Annotated in this window: 14 protein-coding genes; all 14 read right to left on the reverse strand. The window is 68.1% G+C overall.

The features are described 5' to 3' along the window. Nucleotides 1-61: 61 nt before the first annotated feature. Nucleotides 62-1,612 (reverse strand): HD domain-containing phosphohydrolase, encoded by a 1,551-nt coding sequence (locus A5624_RS16085; protein ID WP_066868058.1) that lies wholly within the window; start codon nucleotides 1,610-1,612, stop codon nucleotides 62-64. A 131-nt stretch (nucleotides 1,613-1,743) separates the two neighbouring features. Beyond that, the gene (gene secA, locus A5624_RS16090; protein WP_066868061.1) at nucleotides 1,744-4,572 is read right to left on the reverse strand and encodes a preprotein translocase subunit SecA; all 2,829 of its coding nucleotides are present in this window, start codon (nucleotides 4,570-4,572) and stop codon (nucleotides 1,744-1,746) included. 151 nt (nucleotides 4,573-4,723) lie between these two features. Next, the gene (gene hpf, locus A5624_RS16095; protein ID WP_066868063.1) at nucleotides 4,724-5,389 is read right to left on the reverse strand and encodes a ribosome hibernation-promoting factor, HPF/YfiA family; all 666 of its coding nucleotides are present in this window, start codon (nucleotides 5,387-5,389) and stop codon (nucleotides 4,724-4,726) included. Between the two features lie 333 nt (nucleotides 5,390-5,722). Beyond that, nucleotides 5,723-6,355 (reverse strand): ComF family protein, encoded by a 633-nt coding sequence (locus A5624_RS16100; RefSeq protein ID WP_066868068.1) that lies wholly within the window; start codon nucleotides 6,353-6,355, stop codon nucleotides 5,723-5,725. A 41-nt stretch (nucleotides 6,356-6,396) separates the two neighbouring features. Beyond that, nucleotides 6,397-8,151, reverse strand: coding sequence for an MtrAB system accessory lipoprotein LpqB (gene lpqB / locus A5624_RS16105; protein WP_156748944.1), 1,755 nt, complete (start codon nucleotides 8,149-8,151; stop codon nucleotides 6,397-6,399). After that, nucleotides 8,151-9,827 (reverse strand): MtrAB system histidine kinase MtrB, encoded by a 1,677-nt coding sequence (gene mtrB, locus A5624_RS16110; protein ID WP_082976000.1) that lies wholly within the window; start codon nucleotides 9,825-9,827, stop codon nucleotides 8,151-8,153. The genes lpqB and mtrB overlap by 1 nt, the downstream gene beginning before the upstream one ends. Nucleotides 9,828-9,840: 13 nt before the next feature. Beyond that, complete coding sequence (gene mtrA, locus A5624_RS16115; RefSeq protein WP_007168097.1) at nucleotides 9,841-10,527, reverse strand: two-component system response regulator MtrA; 687 nt, start codon at nucleotides 10,525-10,527, stop codon at nucleotides 9,841-9,843. 80 nt (nucleotides 10,528-10,607) lie between these two features. Further along, the gene (locus A5624_RS16120; protein ID WP_066868074.1) at nucleotides 10,608-11,240 is read right to left on the reverse strand and encodes a dTMP kinase; all 633 of its coding nucleotides are present in this window, start codon (nucleotides 11,238-11,240) and stop codon (nucleotides 10,608-10,610) included. 61 nt (nucleotides 11,241-11,301) lie between these two features. After that, complete coding sequence (gene ahcY / locus A5624_RS16125; RefSeq protein ID WP_066868077.1) at nucleotides 11,302-12,789, reverse strand: adenosylhomocysteinase; 1,488 nt, start codon at nucleotides 12,787-12,789, stop codon at nucleotides 11,302-11,304. 125 nt (nucleotides 12,790-12,914) lie between these two features. Continuing rightward, the gene (locus A5624_RS16130; RefSeq protein WP_066868098.1) at nucleotides 12,915-13,511 is read right to left on the reverse strand and encodes a TetR family transcriptional regulator; all 597 of its coding nucleotides are present in this window, start codon (nucleotides 13,509-13,511) and stop codon (nucleotides 12,915-12,917) included. Between the two features lie 50 nt (nucleotides 13,512-13,561). Beyond that, nucleotides 13,562-13,747, reverse strand: coding sequence for a rubredoxin (locus A5624_RS16135; RefSeq protein WP_066868080.1), 186 nt, complete (start codon nucleotides 13,745-13,747; stop codon nucleotides 13,562-13,564). Further along, nucleotides 13,744-13,917 (reverse strand): rubredoxin, encoded by a 174-nt coding sequence (locus A5624_RS27490; protein ID WP_082990585.1) that lies wholly within the window; start codon nucleotides 13,915-13,917, stop codon nucleotides 13,744-13,746. The genes A5624_RS16135 and A5624_RS27490 overlap by 4 nt, the downstream gene beginning before the upstream one ends. Then, complete coding sequence (locus A5624_RS16140) at nucleotides 13,914-15,146, reverse strand: alkane 1-monooxygenase (RefSeq protein ID WP_066868082.1); 1,233 nt, start codon at nucleotides 15,144-15,146, stop codon at nucleotides 13,914-13,916. The genes A5624_RS27490 and A5624_RS16140 overlap by 4 nt, the downstream gene beginning before the upstream one ends. Before the next feature lie 102 nt (nucleotides 15,147-15,248). After that, a partial coding sequence (locus A5624_RS16145; RefSeq protein ID WP_156749046.1) for an amino acid permease occupies nucleotides 15,249-15,898 on the reverse strand: 650 nt, incomplete at its 5' end.

A 15,898-nucleotide genomic window follows, 5' to 3' on the forward strand; every position in this document is an offset into this window, starting at 1 on the left:
AAATATTCGCCCAGATTCGCTCACCGGCACATGGGGCATTCACCCCAAACATCGCAGCGGCTCAGTTTGGTGCCCCGCCGGCCAAGCCGTGCCGGGTCGCGTACAGGCTGGCCCCGATCCGGTTCGAGACCCCGATCTTGGCGTAGATGTGTTCGACGTGATTACGAACCGTCTTCTCGGAAATCCACAGCGCCGAGGCGATCTCCTTGTTGGAGTGTCCCTGTGCGACATGGAGCAACACCTCGGCCTCGCGCCGGGTCAGCCCCGCCGGCCTGGCGGCTCTGCGCGACGGCCGATGGCCCGCGGCCTGCAACACGGCTTCGACCGCGTCGCCGTCCAGGTGGCCGCGGACCGCTTCGTCTCGCAGTTTCCCGGCCGCGGCGGCTTCGTCGCGCGCATCGCGATACGGACGCGGTTCCATTGAGGAGCAATAGCTTTCGGCGGCAGCGAGCAGCCGGTCGCGAACCGACAGGTCATCACCGCGCAGACCGTTCGGGTAGCCCGAGCCGTCCAGTCGCTCGTGATGGTTCACCGCGACCTCCCGGACCGCCTTCAGTCCGCCGACCCGGGCCAAAATCCTGCCGGTCAGATAGGGATGCAAATGCACCCGCTCGCGTTCGACGTGGGTCAACGCGCCCGGCTTTTCCCACACCCGGTTCGACACCCCGATGCGACCGAGATCGTGAACGTAGCCGGCCCGACGCAAGATATCGATTTCGTCTTGCGGCAGCCCGGCGCATTTCCCTGCACTCTCGGCCAGCTGCGCGACGGCGCGTGAATGACCAAGAGTGAACGGGCATTTCAGATCCGCGAAGTCACCCATCGCGCACAGCAGCCGGTCCAGCGCGGGACCGCTCAGCGCTTCGCCCGGATCCGGAGCCAAGCCGGCAGCGGTCGACCAGACATCTTCGTGCTCGAGCAGCAGGTCGTCGGCGGCCGCAGTGAACACCGCGACGATATCCGGGTCAAACTGCTTGCCGCTACGGCGGCGAATCTCGGCGATCGCGGCGCTGGCGCCGTAAGCGCGATGGTGCACTTCGGCGATGTCGCAAATCTGCGCCACCCGCATGGCCATCGGTATCTGGTTTCCCGCGGCCCCGGCGGGAAGACCGCTGCCGTCCCATCGCTCGTATGCATAAGGCAGGGCTTGACACACATCGGCGCCCAAGCCGATCTCCTCGGCGAGTAATGCCGCCGAGAGGCAATGGGAGTGCACCAACCCGCCGAGATTCCCGCGTGCGTCCCAGAAAACTTTGGCCGCCAACCGGGCTCGTTTCGGCAACGTCGACCCACGGCCCAGATTGCTCATCAGGAAGCGGCGGTATGGCGCGCCGGACCAGTCGATGTAGTGGCTGTCATGTCGCACCGCGATGTCGTCGCCGAACCACTGCACATATTCGTGCGAGTCGGCGTGACAGCCGATCCACATCACCAGGGCCGTGTAAAAAACCGTCCCGCGCTCGCGCTCGTCGAGTCCGAGCCGCATCGCCAATCGCGAGCCCATCGCCGCCGACCGCAGCATGTGATCCATCGGCTGCCCGAGCCCGAGGTCGATCGCCAGAGATAGCGCGGCCAGAATGTCCGTCCGGGACACGGCTCCGTCGAAGGGCATGGAACTCGCCCCTTTCCCGACCCTCACCGGCGCGGCGTCACTGTAGCCACACACAAGCCGATGCCTGCTAAGCCTAGGGCATTGGCGTTGCTGCCGGGCCGAGAAACGTTTTGGCGAGGTTGGGCGCGCGGCTAGCGGCGCTTGACCGACTTGGGTGGCTTGGCGCCGCGACCCTGTTGCCGCGCCGCGGCGCGCCGCTCGCGCCGGCTGGCACCCCCGGGAACCCCGGCCGGCGTCTTGGAATCGCCGCCGTTGCGCTGGACCGCCGCCGAGCCGTCCTCCGCCGGTCCGGAGTAGGTCATGGCCGGCGCTTCGTTGTCAATGCCCTTGGCGCGCAATTGGGTTGGGGCCTCTTCGCGCACGGCCGTCGCCGCGCCGCCCTGCTTGCCGGCCGCGGCGGTGGCGAATTCACCCAGCCCCTCCGGGGCTTGTACCGGCGCGACCTGCGGGCTGGGCACCGCCTCGACGGTGACATTGAACAGGAACCCGACCGACTCTTCCTTCATGCCGTCGAGCATCGCCATGAACATGTCGTAGCCCTCGCGCTGATACTCGACGAGCGGGTCGCGCTGGGCCATCGCGCGCAGCCCGATGCCCTCCTTGAGGTAGTCCATCTCGTAGAGGTGCTCGCGCCACTTGCGGTCGATCACGTTGAGCAGCACGTTGCGCTCCAGCTGGCGCATCGCGCCCTCGCCGGCGATCTCCTCGAGCTCGGCTTCCCTTATGGCATAAGCGTTTTCGGCGTCTTTGAGCAGCGCCTCGAGCAGCTCCTCGCGGGTGAGGTCGTCGAGGTCGGCGTCGGCGTCGCGGCGCGTTAGCGTCGCATGGTCGATGCCCACCGGGTACAGCGTCTTGAGCGCCGTCCACAGCGCTTCCAAGTCCCAATCCTCGGCGTAGCCCTCAGAGGTGGCGCCGTTGACGTAGGCGGTGACCACGTCGCGCACCATGTCCAGCGCCTGCTCCTTGAGGTTCTCGCCCTCCAGGATGCGGCGGCGCTCGGCGTAGATCACCTTGCGCTGCTGGTTCATCACCTCGTCGTACTTCAGGACGTTCTTGCGGACCTCGAAGTTCTGCTGCTCCACCTGGGTCTGGGCGCTCTTGATCGCCCGGGTGACCATCTTGGCCTCGATCGGCACGTCGTCGGGCAGGTTCAGCCGGTTGAGCATCGCCTCCAGCGCGGCGCCGTTGAACCGGCGCATGAGCTCGTCGCCCAGCGACAGGTAGAACCGCGACTCGCCCGGGTCGCCCTGCCGGCCGGAGCGACCGCGCAGCTGGTTGTCGATGCGCCGGGACTCGTGCCGCTCGGTGCCCAGCACGTACAGGCCGCCGGCCTCGATCACCTCGGCGGCCTCGGCGGCGACCTCCTCCTTGACCTTCGGCAGTTCCTCGTGCCAGGCGGCGTCGTATTCCTCGGGCGTCTCGACCGGGTCGAGGCCGCGCTCGCGCAGCCGCTGGTCGGTGAGGAAGTCGGCGTTGCCGCCGAGCACGATGTCGGTTCCGCGGCCCGCCATGTTGGTCGCGACGGTGATGCCGCCGCGGCGGCCGGCGACGGCGACGATGGTCGCCTCCTGCTCGTGGAACTTCGCGTTGAGCACGTTGTGCGGCACGCGGCGCTTCTGGAACTGACGGGACAGGTACTCCGAGCGCTCCACGCTGGTGGTACCGATCAGCACCGGCTGACCCTTTTCGTAGCGCTCGACGACGTCGTCGACCACCGCGATGTACTTGGCTTCCTCGGTCTTGTAGATTAGGTCGGACTGGTCGGCGCGGATCATCGGCTTGTTGGTCGGGATCGGCACCACGCCGAGCTTGTAGATCTCGTGCAGCTCGGCCGCCTCGGTCTGGGCGGTACCGGTCATGCCGGCGAGCTTGTCGTAGAGCCGGAAGTAGTTCTGCAGCGTGATGGTGGCCAGCGTCTGGTTCTCGGCCTTGATCTCCACGTGCTCCTTGGCCTCGATGGCCTGATGCATGCCCTCGTTGTACCGGCGGCCGTAGAGCACGCGGCCGGTGAACTCGTCGACGATCAGGACCTCGCCGTCGCGCACGATGTAGTCCTTGTCGCGGTTGAACAGCTCCTTGGCCTTCAGCGCGTTGTTGAGGTAGCTGACCAGCGGCGAGTTGGCGGCCTCGTAGAGGTTGTCGATGCCGAGCTGGTCCTCGACGAACTCCACACCCAGCTCGTGCACGCCGACGGTGCGTTTGCGCAGGTCCACCTCGTAGTGGACGTCCTTCTCCATCAGCGGCGCCAGCCGGGCGAACTCGAGGTACCAGTTGGAGGCGCCGTCGGCGGGGCCCGAGATGATCAGCGGGGTGCGGGCCTCGTCGATCAGGATGGAGTCGACCTCGTCGACGATGGCGAAGTTGTGCCCGCGCTGGACCAGGTCGTCGAGCGAATGCGCCATGTTGTCGCGCAGGTAGTCGAAGCCGAACTCGTTGTTGGTGCCGTAGGTGATGTCGGCGTTGTAGGCGACCCGGCGTTCGTCCGGCGCCATCTGGGCCAGGATCACCCCGACCTCGAGGCCGAGGAAGCGGTGCACGCGGCCCATCCACTCGCTGTCACGTTTGGCCAGGTAGTCGTTGACGGTGACGACGTGCACACCCTTACCGCCAATGGCGTTGAGGTAGGCCGGCAGCACCGAGGTCAGAGTCTTGCCCTCACCGGTCTTCATCTCGGCGACGTTGCCGAAGTGCAGTGCGGCACCGCCCATCACCTGCACGTCGAAGTGCCGCTGGTCGAGCACCCGCCACGCGGCCTCGCGGGCGACGGCGAACGCCTCGGGCAGCAGGTCGTCGAGGCTTTCGCCGTCGGCGTGCCGCTTCTTGAACTCGTCGGTCTTGGCCCGCAACTCGGCGTCGGTGAGCTTCTCGATCTCGTCGGACAAGGTGTTGACGTAGTCAGACACCCGCTTGAGACGCTTGAGCATGCGACCTTCGCCAAGGCGCAGCAACTTCGACAGCACGGTGTTGTCCCCTTTTGGGATGTGCCCCTGTTGGTAGGAGTCTTTTCTTGAGCGACTCCCATGGTAGGCGACGACCCCGTGGGTACCGCCGTAGCGGCGATCGCAAGCGCGGCAACGCCGGGCGTAGCGGGTCGCCGCCCAACCAGCCCCGTCAGGACAGCCTGATCAGGCCGTAGTCGTAGGCGTGCCGCCGGTAGACCACGCTGGGCCGTTCGGTCTGCTTGTCGTGGAACAGGAAGAAGTCGTGTCCGACCAGCTCCATCTCGTAGAGCGCGTCGTCGACCGTCATCGGCGTCGCCGGGTGCTCCTTGGTCCGCACGATCCGTCCGGGCTCGTGGTCGGGTTCCACGCCGTCGCGCTCGGCGGGCGCGGGCTGCGGCGCGCTGTCCGGCGGGACGGGTGGCACCGCGGTGGCCGCGGCCAGTGACACCGGGGTCTTGTCCCCGTAGTGGACCTTGCGCCGGTCCTTGACGCGGCGCAGCCGGTTCTCCAGCTTGTCGACAGCGGACTCGAACGCGGCGTAGAAACTGTTGGCACAAGCCTCCGCCCGGGTCACCGGGCCGCGGCCGCGGGCGGTGATCTCCACGCGCTGACAGGATTTGCGCTGGCGCCGGTTGGGCGCGTGCTTGAGCTCGACATCGAAGAGATAGATGGAGCGGTCGAACCGCTCGAGCCGGGCGAGTTTTTGCGAGACGTACAGACGGTAATGATCGGGGATTTCAACGTTGCGGCCCTTGAACACAACATCGGCGGTGGTTGTCGGTGGGGCTTGCTCATCGATGATGGGCGGTTGGTCCAGAATCTGACCGGAATCCACGGATAGCCTTGACATACGTGACAACTCGTTTCTCTTTTCACGTCGCACGCGCCCTGCGTGCCCGGCTGCTTGATGCGCCGACGAGGTGAGAGCGGTTCGAGACTGGCTACCGCCGCAGGCTGCCCGCCGGTGCAAGGTGTCGATTACTCACCCCTTCCCGCGGATGGGTCCCACCTGGAAAATCGCGACCAGTGAGTCAGACCGATGAGTCGTTCTTCGTTGTTCTCGACGTTAGCTCGTGTTCGCCTGCCGAGCCACTAATTTGGTCCGGCTGTTGCGAGTTCTTCACAACCTCTTGGCCGGCTCACGGGCTCGGCGTGGCGGCGGTGAGGTTCACACGGCGGCGAGCGCCAGCACCGCGGCGACCCGGACCCCGGCGGCGTGCAGGATGCGCACCGACTCGCGCGCGGTCGCACCGGTGGTGACGATGTCGTCGACGACCATCACTTCGGTGCGCGGCGGTGGGCCGCGCAACACCACCCGGCCGGTGATGTTGCGCTCGCGCGCGGCCGTGCCCAGGCCCACCGAGTCACGGGTCAGCGCCTTGAGCCGCAACGCCGCGACGACGGCGATCTCCGGATGCCGCGCCACCGCGGCGCGCGCCAGCCGGGCGACGGGGTCACCGCCGCGCCGCCGCGCGGCCGAGCGCCGGGTGGGCGCGGGGACGACGGTCAGCGGGGTGGGCACGATCCCCCACGACAGCAACCGGTGCACGCCGACGGCCAGGGGCCGCGCCAGCGGTTCGACCAGGTCCGCCCTGCCCCGCTCCTTGAGCGCCAGGATCGCGTGCCGGCGCGCGTTGGCGTAGCGGCCGAGCGCGAACACCGGGACCTCCGGGTCGATGCGCGGGGTCACCACATGCGGCTGGTCGGCCGGCACCGACAGCTCGGCGGCGCACGCGTCGCACCAGCGGGTCGACGGCGCCCCGCAACCGCCGCATTCGGCCGGCAGGAACAGGTCGAGCATGGCGTCAGTGTGGCGGGTGGGTGTGACACCGAGCTTGTGCGCTACCCCGGCAGCACCGGTGCCGCCCCGGGCACCGTGAGTCCGGGCACCTCCGACCAGCCTTGCTGACCGTCGGCCGACGGCGAATACTGCAGCACCCCTTGCGGTCCCGCGACGTAGGCCGTCGACGGGTTGGCGACCACCGTGGTCACCGGCATCTGCAGACCGTGTGGCGGCGCGTCGGAGTTCACCCCGTCGATGTTCACGTAGGACACCGGATGGCTGGCGTCGGTGCGGGTCACCACGATGTCGTCGCCGGTGCGCCACGACAGCGACACCACCGAATTGCCCAACCCGAATCCGAGCCGGCGCGGGAAGGTCAGGGCGTACTGCCCGGCCTGGGTCTGCTCGACGCTGGCCAGAATCACCTGGCCGCCGATCACCATGGCCGCGCGGGTGCTGTCGCGGGACAGCTGCAGGTCGGTGATGGGCCCCGGGAACCGGGTGGCCACCGCCACGGAATCCACCGGCAGCCGGGCGGGCTGCCCGGAGGCCGGCTCCTGAATCGCCCGCAACACGTTGTTGCCGTCGACGACCACCCACACCACGTCGTCCAGCGACCACGTCGGCCGCGACAGGCTGTGCCCGTCGGCGGCCTGCACGGCCTCCTGACCCAGATCACCGATCCACAGGGACGCGGCCATGTCCGGGGCGCCGCGGTGCAGCGTCACCACCGAGGCCACCTGCCGGCCGGAGCGCGACAGCGCGGCGCCGGTCTGGTCGCCCACGCGGCCGAACGCGCCGGGCACCGTGACGGTGTGCTGGCCGTCCAGCGACACCAGTGAGCCGTTGACCAGGGCGTGCAGCCCCGCGCCCGCGCCGTCGGCGGCGCCGGGATCGGTGGCCGCGACATCCGAGGTGGTCCACCCGTCGCGGAACCGGTCGTCCAGCGGCGCGCCGTCGGCGTTGATCACATAGGGGCCGCGGATGTCGGCCCTGGCCAGCGTCCAAATGATCTGCGCCGCAAGCAATTGCCGGCTGTGCGGATCGGTGGTGGACAGCTTCTCGAGTTCGACCCGCGCGCCGCCGTAACCGCGACCGATGCCGTTCTTGCCGCCGTCGGCGCGGGTCACCGGCCCGCGCAACCGCAGCGGCGGGGCGAGCAGGTTGCGCACGGTGTGCGCCATCTCCGGCCGCGGCCCGGCGATCACCTTCGAGATCAGCTCGGTGGCCAACTGGTCGTGGTCGGGCACCGCGACGTAACGCGGGTCGGGGACGACCGTCTTGCCGGTCGGGTCGGCGAAGTACAGGGTGTTGCGCTTGTAGGTGGACTGGAACTGCTGCCAGTCCAGGAACACCCCATTGGGCAACCGGTCGATGCGCCAACCGCCGGAGGTCTTGACCAATTCGATCGGCCCGGGGTCGGGCAGCACCCCCTCGGCGGTTTCGAACACCCCCACGTCGGACAGCGAACCCAGGATGTCGGCCCGCATGGTGGCCGAAACCCGCTCGGCCGCACGGGTTTCGACGAACACCACGTGGTCGATCAGCAGCGCGCTACCGGCGTCGTCCCAGGCGTTGGACGCCGACTGGGTGAGGAACTGCCGCGCGGCCAGGTGGCGGTTGGCGGGATCGGCTGTGGCCTTGAAGAATTCGCGCAGCAGCACGTCCGGGTCCATGCCCGGCGTCGGCTTGGGCAGGTTCGACGGCGCCGGCCGCTCGACGGTGCCGATGGCTTGCGGCGCCGACGAGCTGGGCACCCCCGCGCAGCCGGCGAGCAGCGCGGCCAGCATCAGCAGGCCCAACAGCCGCCGCATCACAGGGTCCTCTCGGCGTGCTCACGCTGGCGCGGACGGTCTTTCGCGTGCTGCGGGCCGCTGGGAGCGGGTTGCGGAATCGGCTTCATGGGCAGCGGGCTGGTGGTGACCTTGTGGCCACGCACCAGCGGCAACGTCAGCCGGAAACACGAGCCGTCGCCGGGTTCGCCCCACGCCTCCAGCCGGCCCTGGTGCAGTCGCGCGTCCTCGATGCTGATGGCCAGGCCCAGCCCGGTGCCCCCGGACCGCCGGACCCGCGAAGGGTCGGCCCGCCAGAACCGGCTGAACACCAGCTTCTCCTCGCCGGGCCGCAGCCCGACGCCGTAGTCGCGCACGGTGACGGCCACCGTGTCCTCGTCGGCGGCCATCCGGATCTTGACCGGCTTGTGCTCAGCGTGGTCGATGGCGTTGGCGATCAGGTTGCGCAGGATGCGCTCCACCCGTCGGGTGTCGACCTCGGCGATCACCTCCTCGGTCGGCAGGTCGACCTTCAGCTCGATGCCGGCGTCCTCGGCCAGATGCCCGACGTTGCTCAGCGCGCTGCGCACCGTGGTGCGCAGATCGACCGCCTCGACGGACAGCTCCGCGACGCCGGCGTCGTGCCGCGAGATTTCCAGCAAGTCGTTGAGCAGCGACTCGAACCGGTCCAGCTCGTTGACCATCAGCTCGGTGGAGCGCGCCAGCGTGGGGTCCAGGTCGGCGCTGTGGTCATAGATCAGGTCGGCGGCCATCCGCACGGTGGTCAGCGGGGTGCGCAGCTCGTGGCTCACGTCGGAAGTGAAGCGGCGCTGCAGATTACCGAACTCCTCCAGCTGGGTGATCTGGCGCGACAGGCTCTCGGCCATGTCGTTGAAGGACATCGCCAGCCGGGCCATGTCGTCCTCGCCGCGCACCGGCATGCGTTCGGACAGATGCCCTTCGGCGAAGCGTTCGGCGATGCGCGACGCCGACCGCACCGGCACCACCACCTGCCGCGACACCAGCAGCGCGATCCCGGCCAGCAGCACCAGCAGCACCGCGCCGCCGGTGATCATGGTGCCGCGCACCAGCTGGATGGTGGCCTGCTCGTTCTTGAGCGGAAAGATCAGGTAGAGCTCCAGGTTGGCCACCTGAGACGACGCCGGCGTGCCGATGACCAGCGCCGGTCCGGAGAACCCGTCGGTGTGGACGGTGGCGTACTGGTAGGACGCCTGCCCGGCCTTGACGAAGCCGCGCAGCGAAGCGGGCACCTGGTCGACGGGCCCGGCGGTGGTCGCCGCGCGCGGGCCGTCGCCCGGCACCATCAACACCGCGTCAAAGGCCCCCGCCATCCCCGCGCCCGAGGCCGGGTCGGTCTTGGAGGTCAGCGTGTTGCGCGCCAGCTGCAGGCTGCTGTCCAGGGATCGCGCCTCTTCGCCGTTGACGATCCCGCCGACGGTGGTGCGCGCCCGCTCGATCTGCTCGATGGCGGCCTTGACCTTGACGTCGAGCACCCGGTTGGTGACCTGAGAAGTCAACACGAAACCGAGCGCCAGGATGACCGCGAGCGACAACCCCAGGGTCAGCGCCACAACCCGCAGTTGCAGCGAGCGCCGCCAGGCGATGGCCACGGCGCGACTCACCGCGCCCATGCCACGAGTCATGGGACCGGAGCGTCCCCAACGGCTCCGAGTGCGTCGCCGAGAGCCCCAGATCACGTGTCCCTACCGGTCACGGAGGTCCGGCCTTGTACCCAACTCCTCGAACGGTCAACACTACGGTCGGGTTTTCGGGATCCTTCTCAACCTTGGCGCGCAGACGCTGGACGTGCACGTTCACCAGACGGGTATCCGCCGGGTGACGATAGCCCCACACCTGTTCGAGCAGCACATCACGAGTAAACACCTGCCGCGGTTTGCGCGCCAACGCCACCAGCAAGTCGAATTCCAGCGGTGTCAGCGAGATCTGCTCGCCGTTGCGGGTGACCTTGTGCGCCGGCACGTCGATCTCCACGTCGGCGATGGACAGCATCTCGGCGGGCTCGTCGTCGTTGCGCCGCAGCCGCGCCCGCACCCGCGCCACCAGCTCCTTGGGCTTGAACGGCTTCATGATGTAGTCGTCGGCGCCCGACTCGAGGCCCAGGACCACGTCGACGGTGTCGGTCTTGGCGGTCAGCATGACGATCGGCACGCCGGAGTCGGCGCGCAACACCCGGCACACGTCGATGCCGTTCATCCCGGGCAGCATCAGGTCCAACAGCACCAGATCGGGGCGCAGTTCGCGCACCGCCGTCAGGGCCTGGGTGCCGTCACCGATGACCGCAGTGTCGAAACCCTCACCCCGCAACACGATGGTCAACATCTCGGCGAGCGAAGCGTCGTCATCGACGACGAGAATCCTTTGCCTCATGGAGTCCATGGTGTCACCAGATCGGGACAAAACTCGGACATCACACGGGCGTTTCTTCTTCGAAAGGGCCGAATCGTGACAAATCTGTGCTAGTCGGCGGCCAAATCGGCGGCCAGCCGGGCCGGATCGACGTCCGCGTCGACGGCCAGCCACGGGCCGCCCCAAGCCGCGGCGGCCAGTTCGGCGTACACCGCGCCGGTGCGCTGCTGCAGCCCGTCGTCGCGTTCGTAGCTGTCCCGCGCGCGGCCCGGATCGGACTCGGCCCGGCTGCGGGCCCGCTGCCCGGCCAGCTCGGCCGGCACCGCGAGCAGCACCTGCCAGTCGGGCGCGGGCAGGCCGAGGCGCCCGTATTCCAGCGCGTGTATCCATGCCACGGCCGGCCCGGCCGCGTCCTGATGCAGACGGGCGGCGGTGTAGGCCGCGTTGGAGGCGACGTAGCGGTCCATGATCACCACGTCGTGCTCGCGGCGCAGCGCCTCGATGTCGCCGACGGCCCCCGCGCGATCCAGCGCGAACAGCATCGCCATCGCGTACACCGACGACGCGAGATCGCCGTGCTCGCCGTGCAGGGCCTCGGCCGCGATGTCGGCGGTCACCGACTGCCCGTACCGCGGGAAGGCCAGCAAGGCCACCGACTTGCCGTCCGCCTCGAACAGCTTGCGCAGCTTGTCGGTCAGCGTCCGCTTGCCGGCGCCGTCGATGCCCTCGATCGCGATCAGCACGGCGCGAGCCTAGCCCGTTGTCGAGCGCCCGGCTGGCCGGGCGTTCGGCCGAAGCGCCGGCTCAGTAGCGGTAGTGGTCGGCCTTGTAGGGGCCGTCGACGTCGACGCCGATGTACTCGGCCTGCTCCTTGGTGAGCTTGGTCAGCTTGCCGCCGAGTGCCTCGACGTGGATGCGGGCCACCTTCTCGTCGAGGTGCTTGGGCAGCCGGTAGACCTCGTTGTCGTACTCGTCGTTCTTGGTCCACAGCTCGATCTGGGCGATGACCTGGTTGGAGAAGCTGTTGCTCATCACGAACGACGGGTGCCCGGTGGCGTTACCCAGGTTCAGCAACCGGCCCTCGGACAGCAGGATGATCGACTTGCCGGTGTCCGGGAACGTCCACAGGTCGACCTGCGGGCGGATGTTGGTCTTGGTGGCGCCCGACTTCTCCAGCCGCGCCACCTGGATCTCGTTGTCGAAGTGGCCGATGTTGCCCAGGATCGCCTTGTCCTTCATCGCCTTCATGTGCTCGAGGGTGATGATGTCCTTGTTGCCGGTGGTGGTGATGACGATGTCGGCCTCGCCGATCACATCCTCGACGCGCTTGACGTCGAAGCCCTCCATCAGCGCCTGCAGGGCGTTGATCGGGTCGATCTCGGTCACGGTCACCCGCGCGCCCTGGCCCGCCACCGACTCGGCCGAACCCTTACCGACGTCGCCGTAGCCGCAGATCAGCACCTTCTTGCCACCGATCAGCACGTCGGTGCCGCGGTTGATGCCGTCGATCAGCGAATGCCGGCAGCCGTACTTGTTGTCGAACTTGCTCTTGGTGACCGAGTCGTTGACGTTGATCGCCGGGAACGCCAGGTCGCCGGCGGCGGCGAACTGGTAGAGCCGCAGCACGCCGGTGGTGGTCTCCTCCGAGACACCCTTGATCGACGCGGCGATCTTGGTCCACTTGTCCTTATCGGTTTCGAAGCGCTTGCGCAGCAGGTTCAGGAACACCCGGTGCTCGGTCGAGTCGTCCTCGTCGTCCGGCGGCACCACGCCGGCCTTCTCGTACTGCGCGCCGCGCAGCACCAGCATGGTGGCGTCGCCGCCATCGTCCAGGATCATGTTCGCGGGCGCGGCGGCGCCGTCTTTATCGGGCCACGTCAGCACCTGCTCGGCCGCCCACCAGTACTCCTCGAGCGTCTCGCCCTTCCACGCGTACACCGGGACGCCCTTGGGCTCCTCGGGCGTGCCGTGCGGGCCGACGACCACCGCGGCGGCGGCGTGGTCCTGGGTGGAGAAGATGTTGCAGGACGCCCAGCGCACCTCGGCGCCCAGCGCGACGAGAGTCTCGATCAGCACCGCGGTCTGCACGGTCATGTGCAGCGAACCGGAGATGCGCGCGCCCTTGAGCGGCTGCACGTCGTGGTACTCGCGGCGCAGCGACATCAGACCCGGCATCTCCTGCTCCGAGAGCTCGATGTCCCGGCGACCGTAATCCGCCAACGACAGATCGGCGACCTTGAAATCGATGCCGTTTCGAACGTCGGGGGTGAGTGCGTTTTCGGTCGTCGTCATAGCGTGTTCTTCCTTTTTCGGCTCGCTCGCCTGTGGCTCGCTCGGATGAAAGCGGTAATTAGCTTAGGTATGTTCTTGCGCCACTGTAGTCGCGGGTCGGCGCGGACCTCGGCGCAGGGAAGGGCTCAGGGGACGTTGACGACGCCGTGCCGCTCGGCGAACGGCGTCATCAACCGGGCCAGATCGGCCGCCACGTCGTGGTCCGCCTCGGGCGGCATCGACACATAGCTCAGCGCCAGCCGCACGATGGCCCGCGCCAGCACGCCGGCGTCCTCGTCGCTGGTGGCCACCCAGCTGTGGGTCAGCGCGTTGGTCAGCCGCTCGGAGGCGCGGTTGATGATGGGCGCGCTGTCGGTGGTGATGATCTGCAGCAGGTCGGGTTTGGCCACGCCGGTGAGCAGCGAGATCACCAGCGGGTCGGCCGACAGCTCGGTGAACAGGTCGCGAAAGCCCCGCAGAAACGCCTCATAGATGTTGCCGACGTTGGCTTCCAGCGCGGCGTTGACGGCGTCGACCAGCCGGTCGGCCAGGCGCAGGCCGTACCCCTGCGCCAGGCCTTGGCGCGAGCCGAACTCGTTGTAGATCGTCTGCCGGCTGATGCCCGCGGCGCGGGCGACGTCCGACAGCGTGATGGCCGACCAGTCGCGGGTCAGCAGCAGATCCCGCATCGCGTCGAGCACCGAGTCGCGCAGCAGGGCGCGCGAGGCCTCGGCGTACGGCATCCGCTTCACAGGCGCGACAATAGCGGCTTTGGCCGCCGCGTTGGCGGCGATCACGAACGGGCGATCTCCACCATCTCGAAGTCGGTCTTCGCCGCACCGCAATCCGGGCAGCTCCAGTCCTCGGGGATGTCGTCCCAGCGGGTCCCCGGGGCGATGCCGTCCTCCGGCCAGCCCTTGGCCTCGTCGTACTCGAATCCGCACTGCACGCAGACGAACAGCTTGTAGTCCTCGTTCATCGGGTCACTCCTGATAGTTCGAAATCGACTTTCTCGCGCACCGCACAATCGGGGCAGCACCAGTCCTCGGGGATGTCGGCGAAGGGCGTGCCCGGCCGAAAGCCTTCCCGCGGTTCGCCTTTCGCTTCGTCGTAGACGTAGTCACAACCCGGGCAGCGGTAGGCGGTCATGCGGCGTACTTCGCCAGCAGCTTCTCGCGCAGCCGCGGCGCGATGTTGACGCGGGTGATGTCGCCGTCGTAGTGCGCCAGCACCCGGTGATCCATCACCTTGCGCCACAGCGGCGGGAAGTAGGTGAGCGAGATCATCGACGCGTACCCGCTCGGCAGGTTGGGCGCACCCGCCATGCTGCGCAGCGTCTGGTAGCGCCGGGTCGGGTTGGCGTGGTGGTCGCTGTGCCGCTGTAGGTGATACAGGAACAGGTTGGTCACCACGTGGTCGGAGTTCCAGCTGTGCGCCGGGGTGCACCGCTCGTAGCGGCCGCTCGAATTCTTCTGCCGCAGCAGCCCGTAGTGCTCCAGGTAGTTGACCGACTCGAGCAGGCTGAACCCGAAGACGGCCTGGATCACGACGAAGGGGATCAGGCCCGGGCCGAAGACCGCGATCAGCGCGCCCCACAGCACCACCGACATCAGCCACGCATTGAGGACGTCGTTGGACGCGTACGTCTTCGGGTTCCAGGGGCTGGCGCCCTGCCGGCGAATCCGTTGCGCCTCCAACTTCAGCGACGAGCGCAGGCTGCCGATGACGCTGCGTGGCAAGAACTCCCAGAAGGTCTCACCGAAGCGGGCCGACGCGGGGTCCTCCGGGGTGGCGACGCGCACGTGGTGGCCGCGGTTGTGCTCGATGTAGAAGTGGCCGTAGCAGGTCTGCGCCAGGGTGATCTTGGACAGCCAGCGCTCCAGCGAGTCCTTCTTGTGGCCCATCTCGTGCGCGGTGTTGATGCCGACGCCGCCGAGCACGCCGACGGACACGGCCAGGCCCAGCTTGCCCGCCCAGCTGAGCGCGCCGTCAAAGCCGAGCCAGCCCAGGTCCGAGGCGGTGAACAGGTAGGCGCCCATCACCACGCTGAGGTACTGGAACGGGATGTAGGAGTAGGTGCAGTAGCGGTAGTACTTGTCGTTCTCCAGCCGCTCCATGACCTCGTCGGGCGGGTTCTGCCCGTCGGGACCGAAACGCAGGTCGAGGATCGGCAACACGACCCAGAGCAGGATCGGCCCGATCCACAGCGGCACCTGCGCGGCGGCGTGCCAGCCCAACGTGTTGAGGCCCCAGATGAGCGGCAACATCACGAACAGCGCCGTCGGCGCGATCAGCCCCATCAGCCACAGGCGACGCTTCTTATCCCGCCAGGCGAGCGGGTCGGCTTCCTGTCCCAGCTGCGCTTCGAATGTGGTCATCTGCCAAACCTCCTTGTGAGTCACGCCACGTTGAGGTTGGACAATACCGCTGTTTGCGTCTTCTGTCTAGACAAACACCGCGGTTTTGTAAAGCAGCTGCGACTAGGGCACCGGGCTGTGCGGATCGACCTCGAGCGAGTCGCTGGGCTCGGCCTCCCCTTCCTCCCGCCGTCCCTGCACCGAGTGCCAGTAGCCATAGCCGGCGTAGATCGCCGTGCCCACCACCAGCCACACCCCGAACCGGACCCAGGTGAGCGCGGTGAGGTTGAGCATCAGCCACAGGCAGGCGGCGATCGACGCGATCGGGAGCAACGGCACCCACGGCGCCTTGAAACCGCGTTCCAGGTCCGGCCGGGTGCGGCGCAGCACGATCACGCCGGCCGAGACCAGCACGAAGGCGAACAGGGTTCCGACGTTCACCATCTCCTCGAGCTTGGTGATCGGAAACACCGACGCGGTCACGGCCACCACCAGCGCGACCAGCACGGTGATCCGCACCGGCGTGCCCCGCGCACCCGTCTTGGCCAGCGACCGGGGCAACAGGCCGTCGCGCGCCATCGCGAACAGGACCCGGCACTGGCCGAGCATCAGCACCATCACCACGGTGGTCAGGCCCGCCAACGCACCGATGGAGATGATCTTGCTCGCCCAGTGGATGCCGTTCGCGGTGAAGGCGGTGGCCAGGTTCGCCTGCCCGCGGCCGCGGACCGTCTTGAGTTCGGTGTAGGACACCATGCCCGACAGCACCACCG

The organism is Mycobacterium sp. 1482292.6 (assembly GCF_001672995.1).
In the GTDB taxonomy this organism is placed as follows: Bacteria; Actinomycetota; Actinomycetes; order Mycobacteriales; family Mycobacteriaceae; genus Mycobacterium; species Mycobacterium europaeum_A.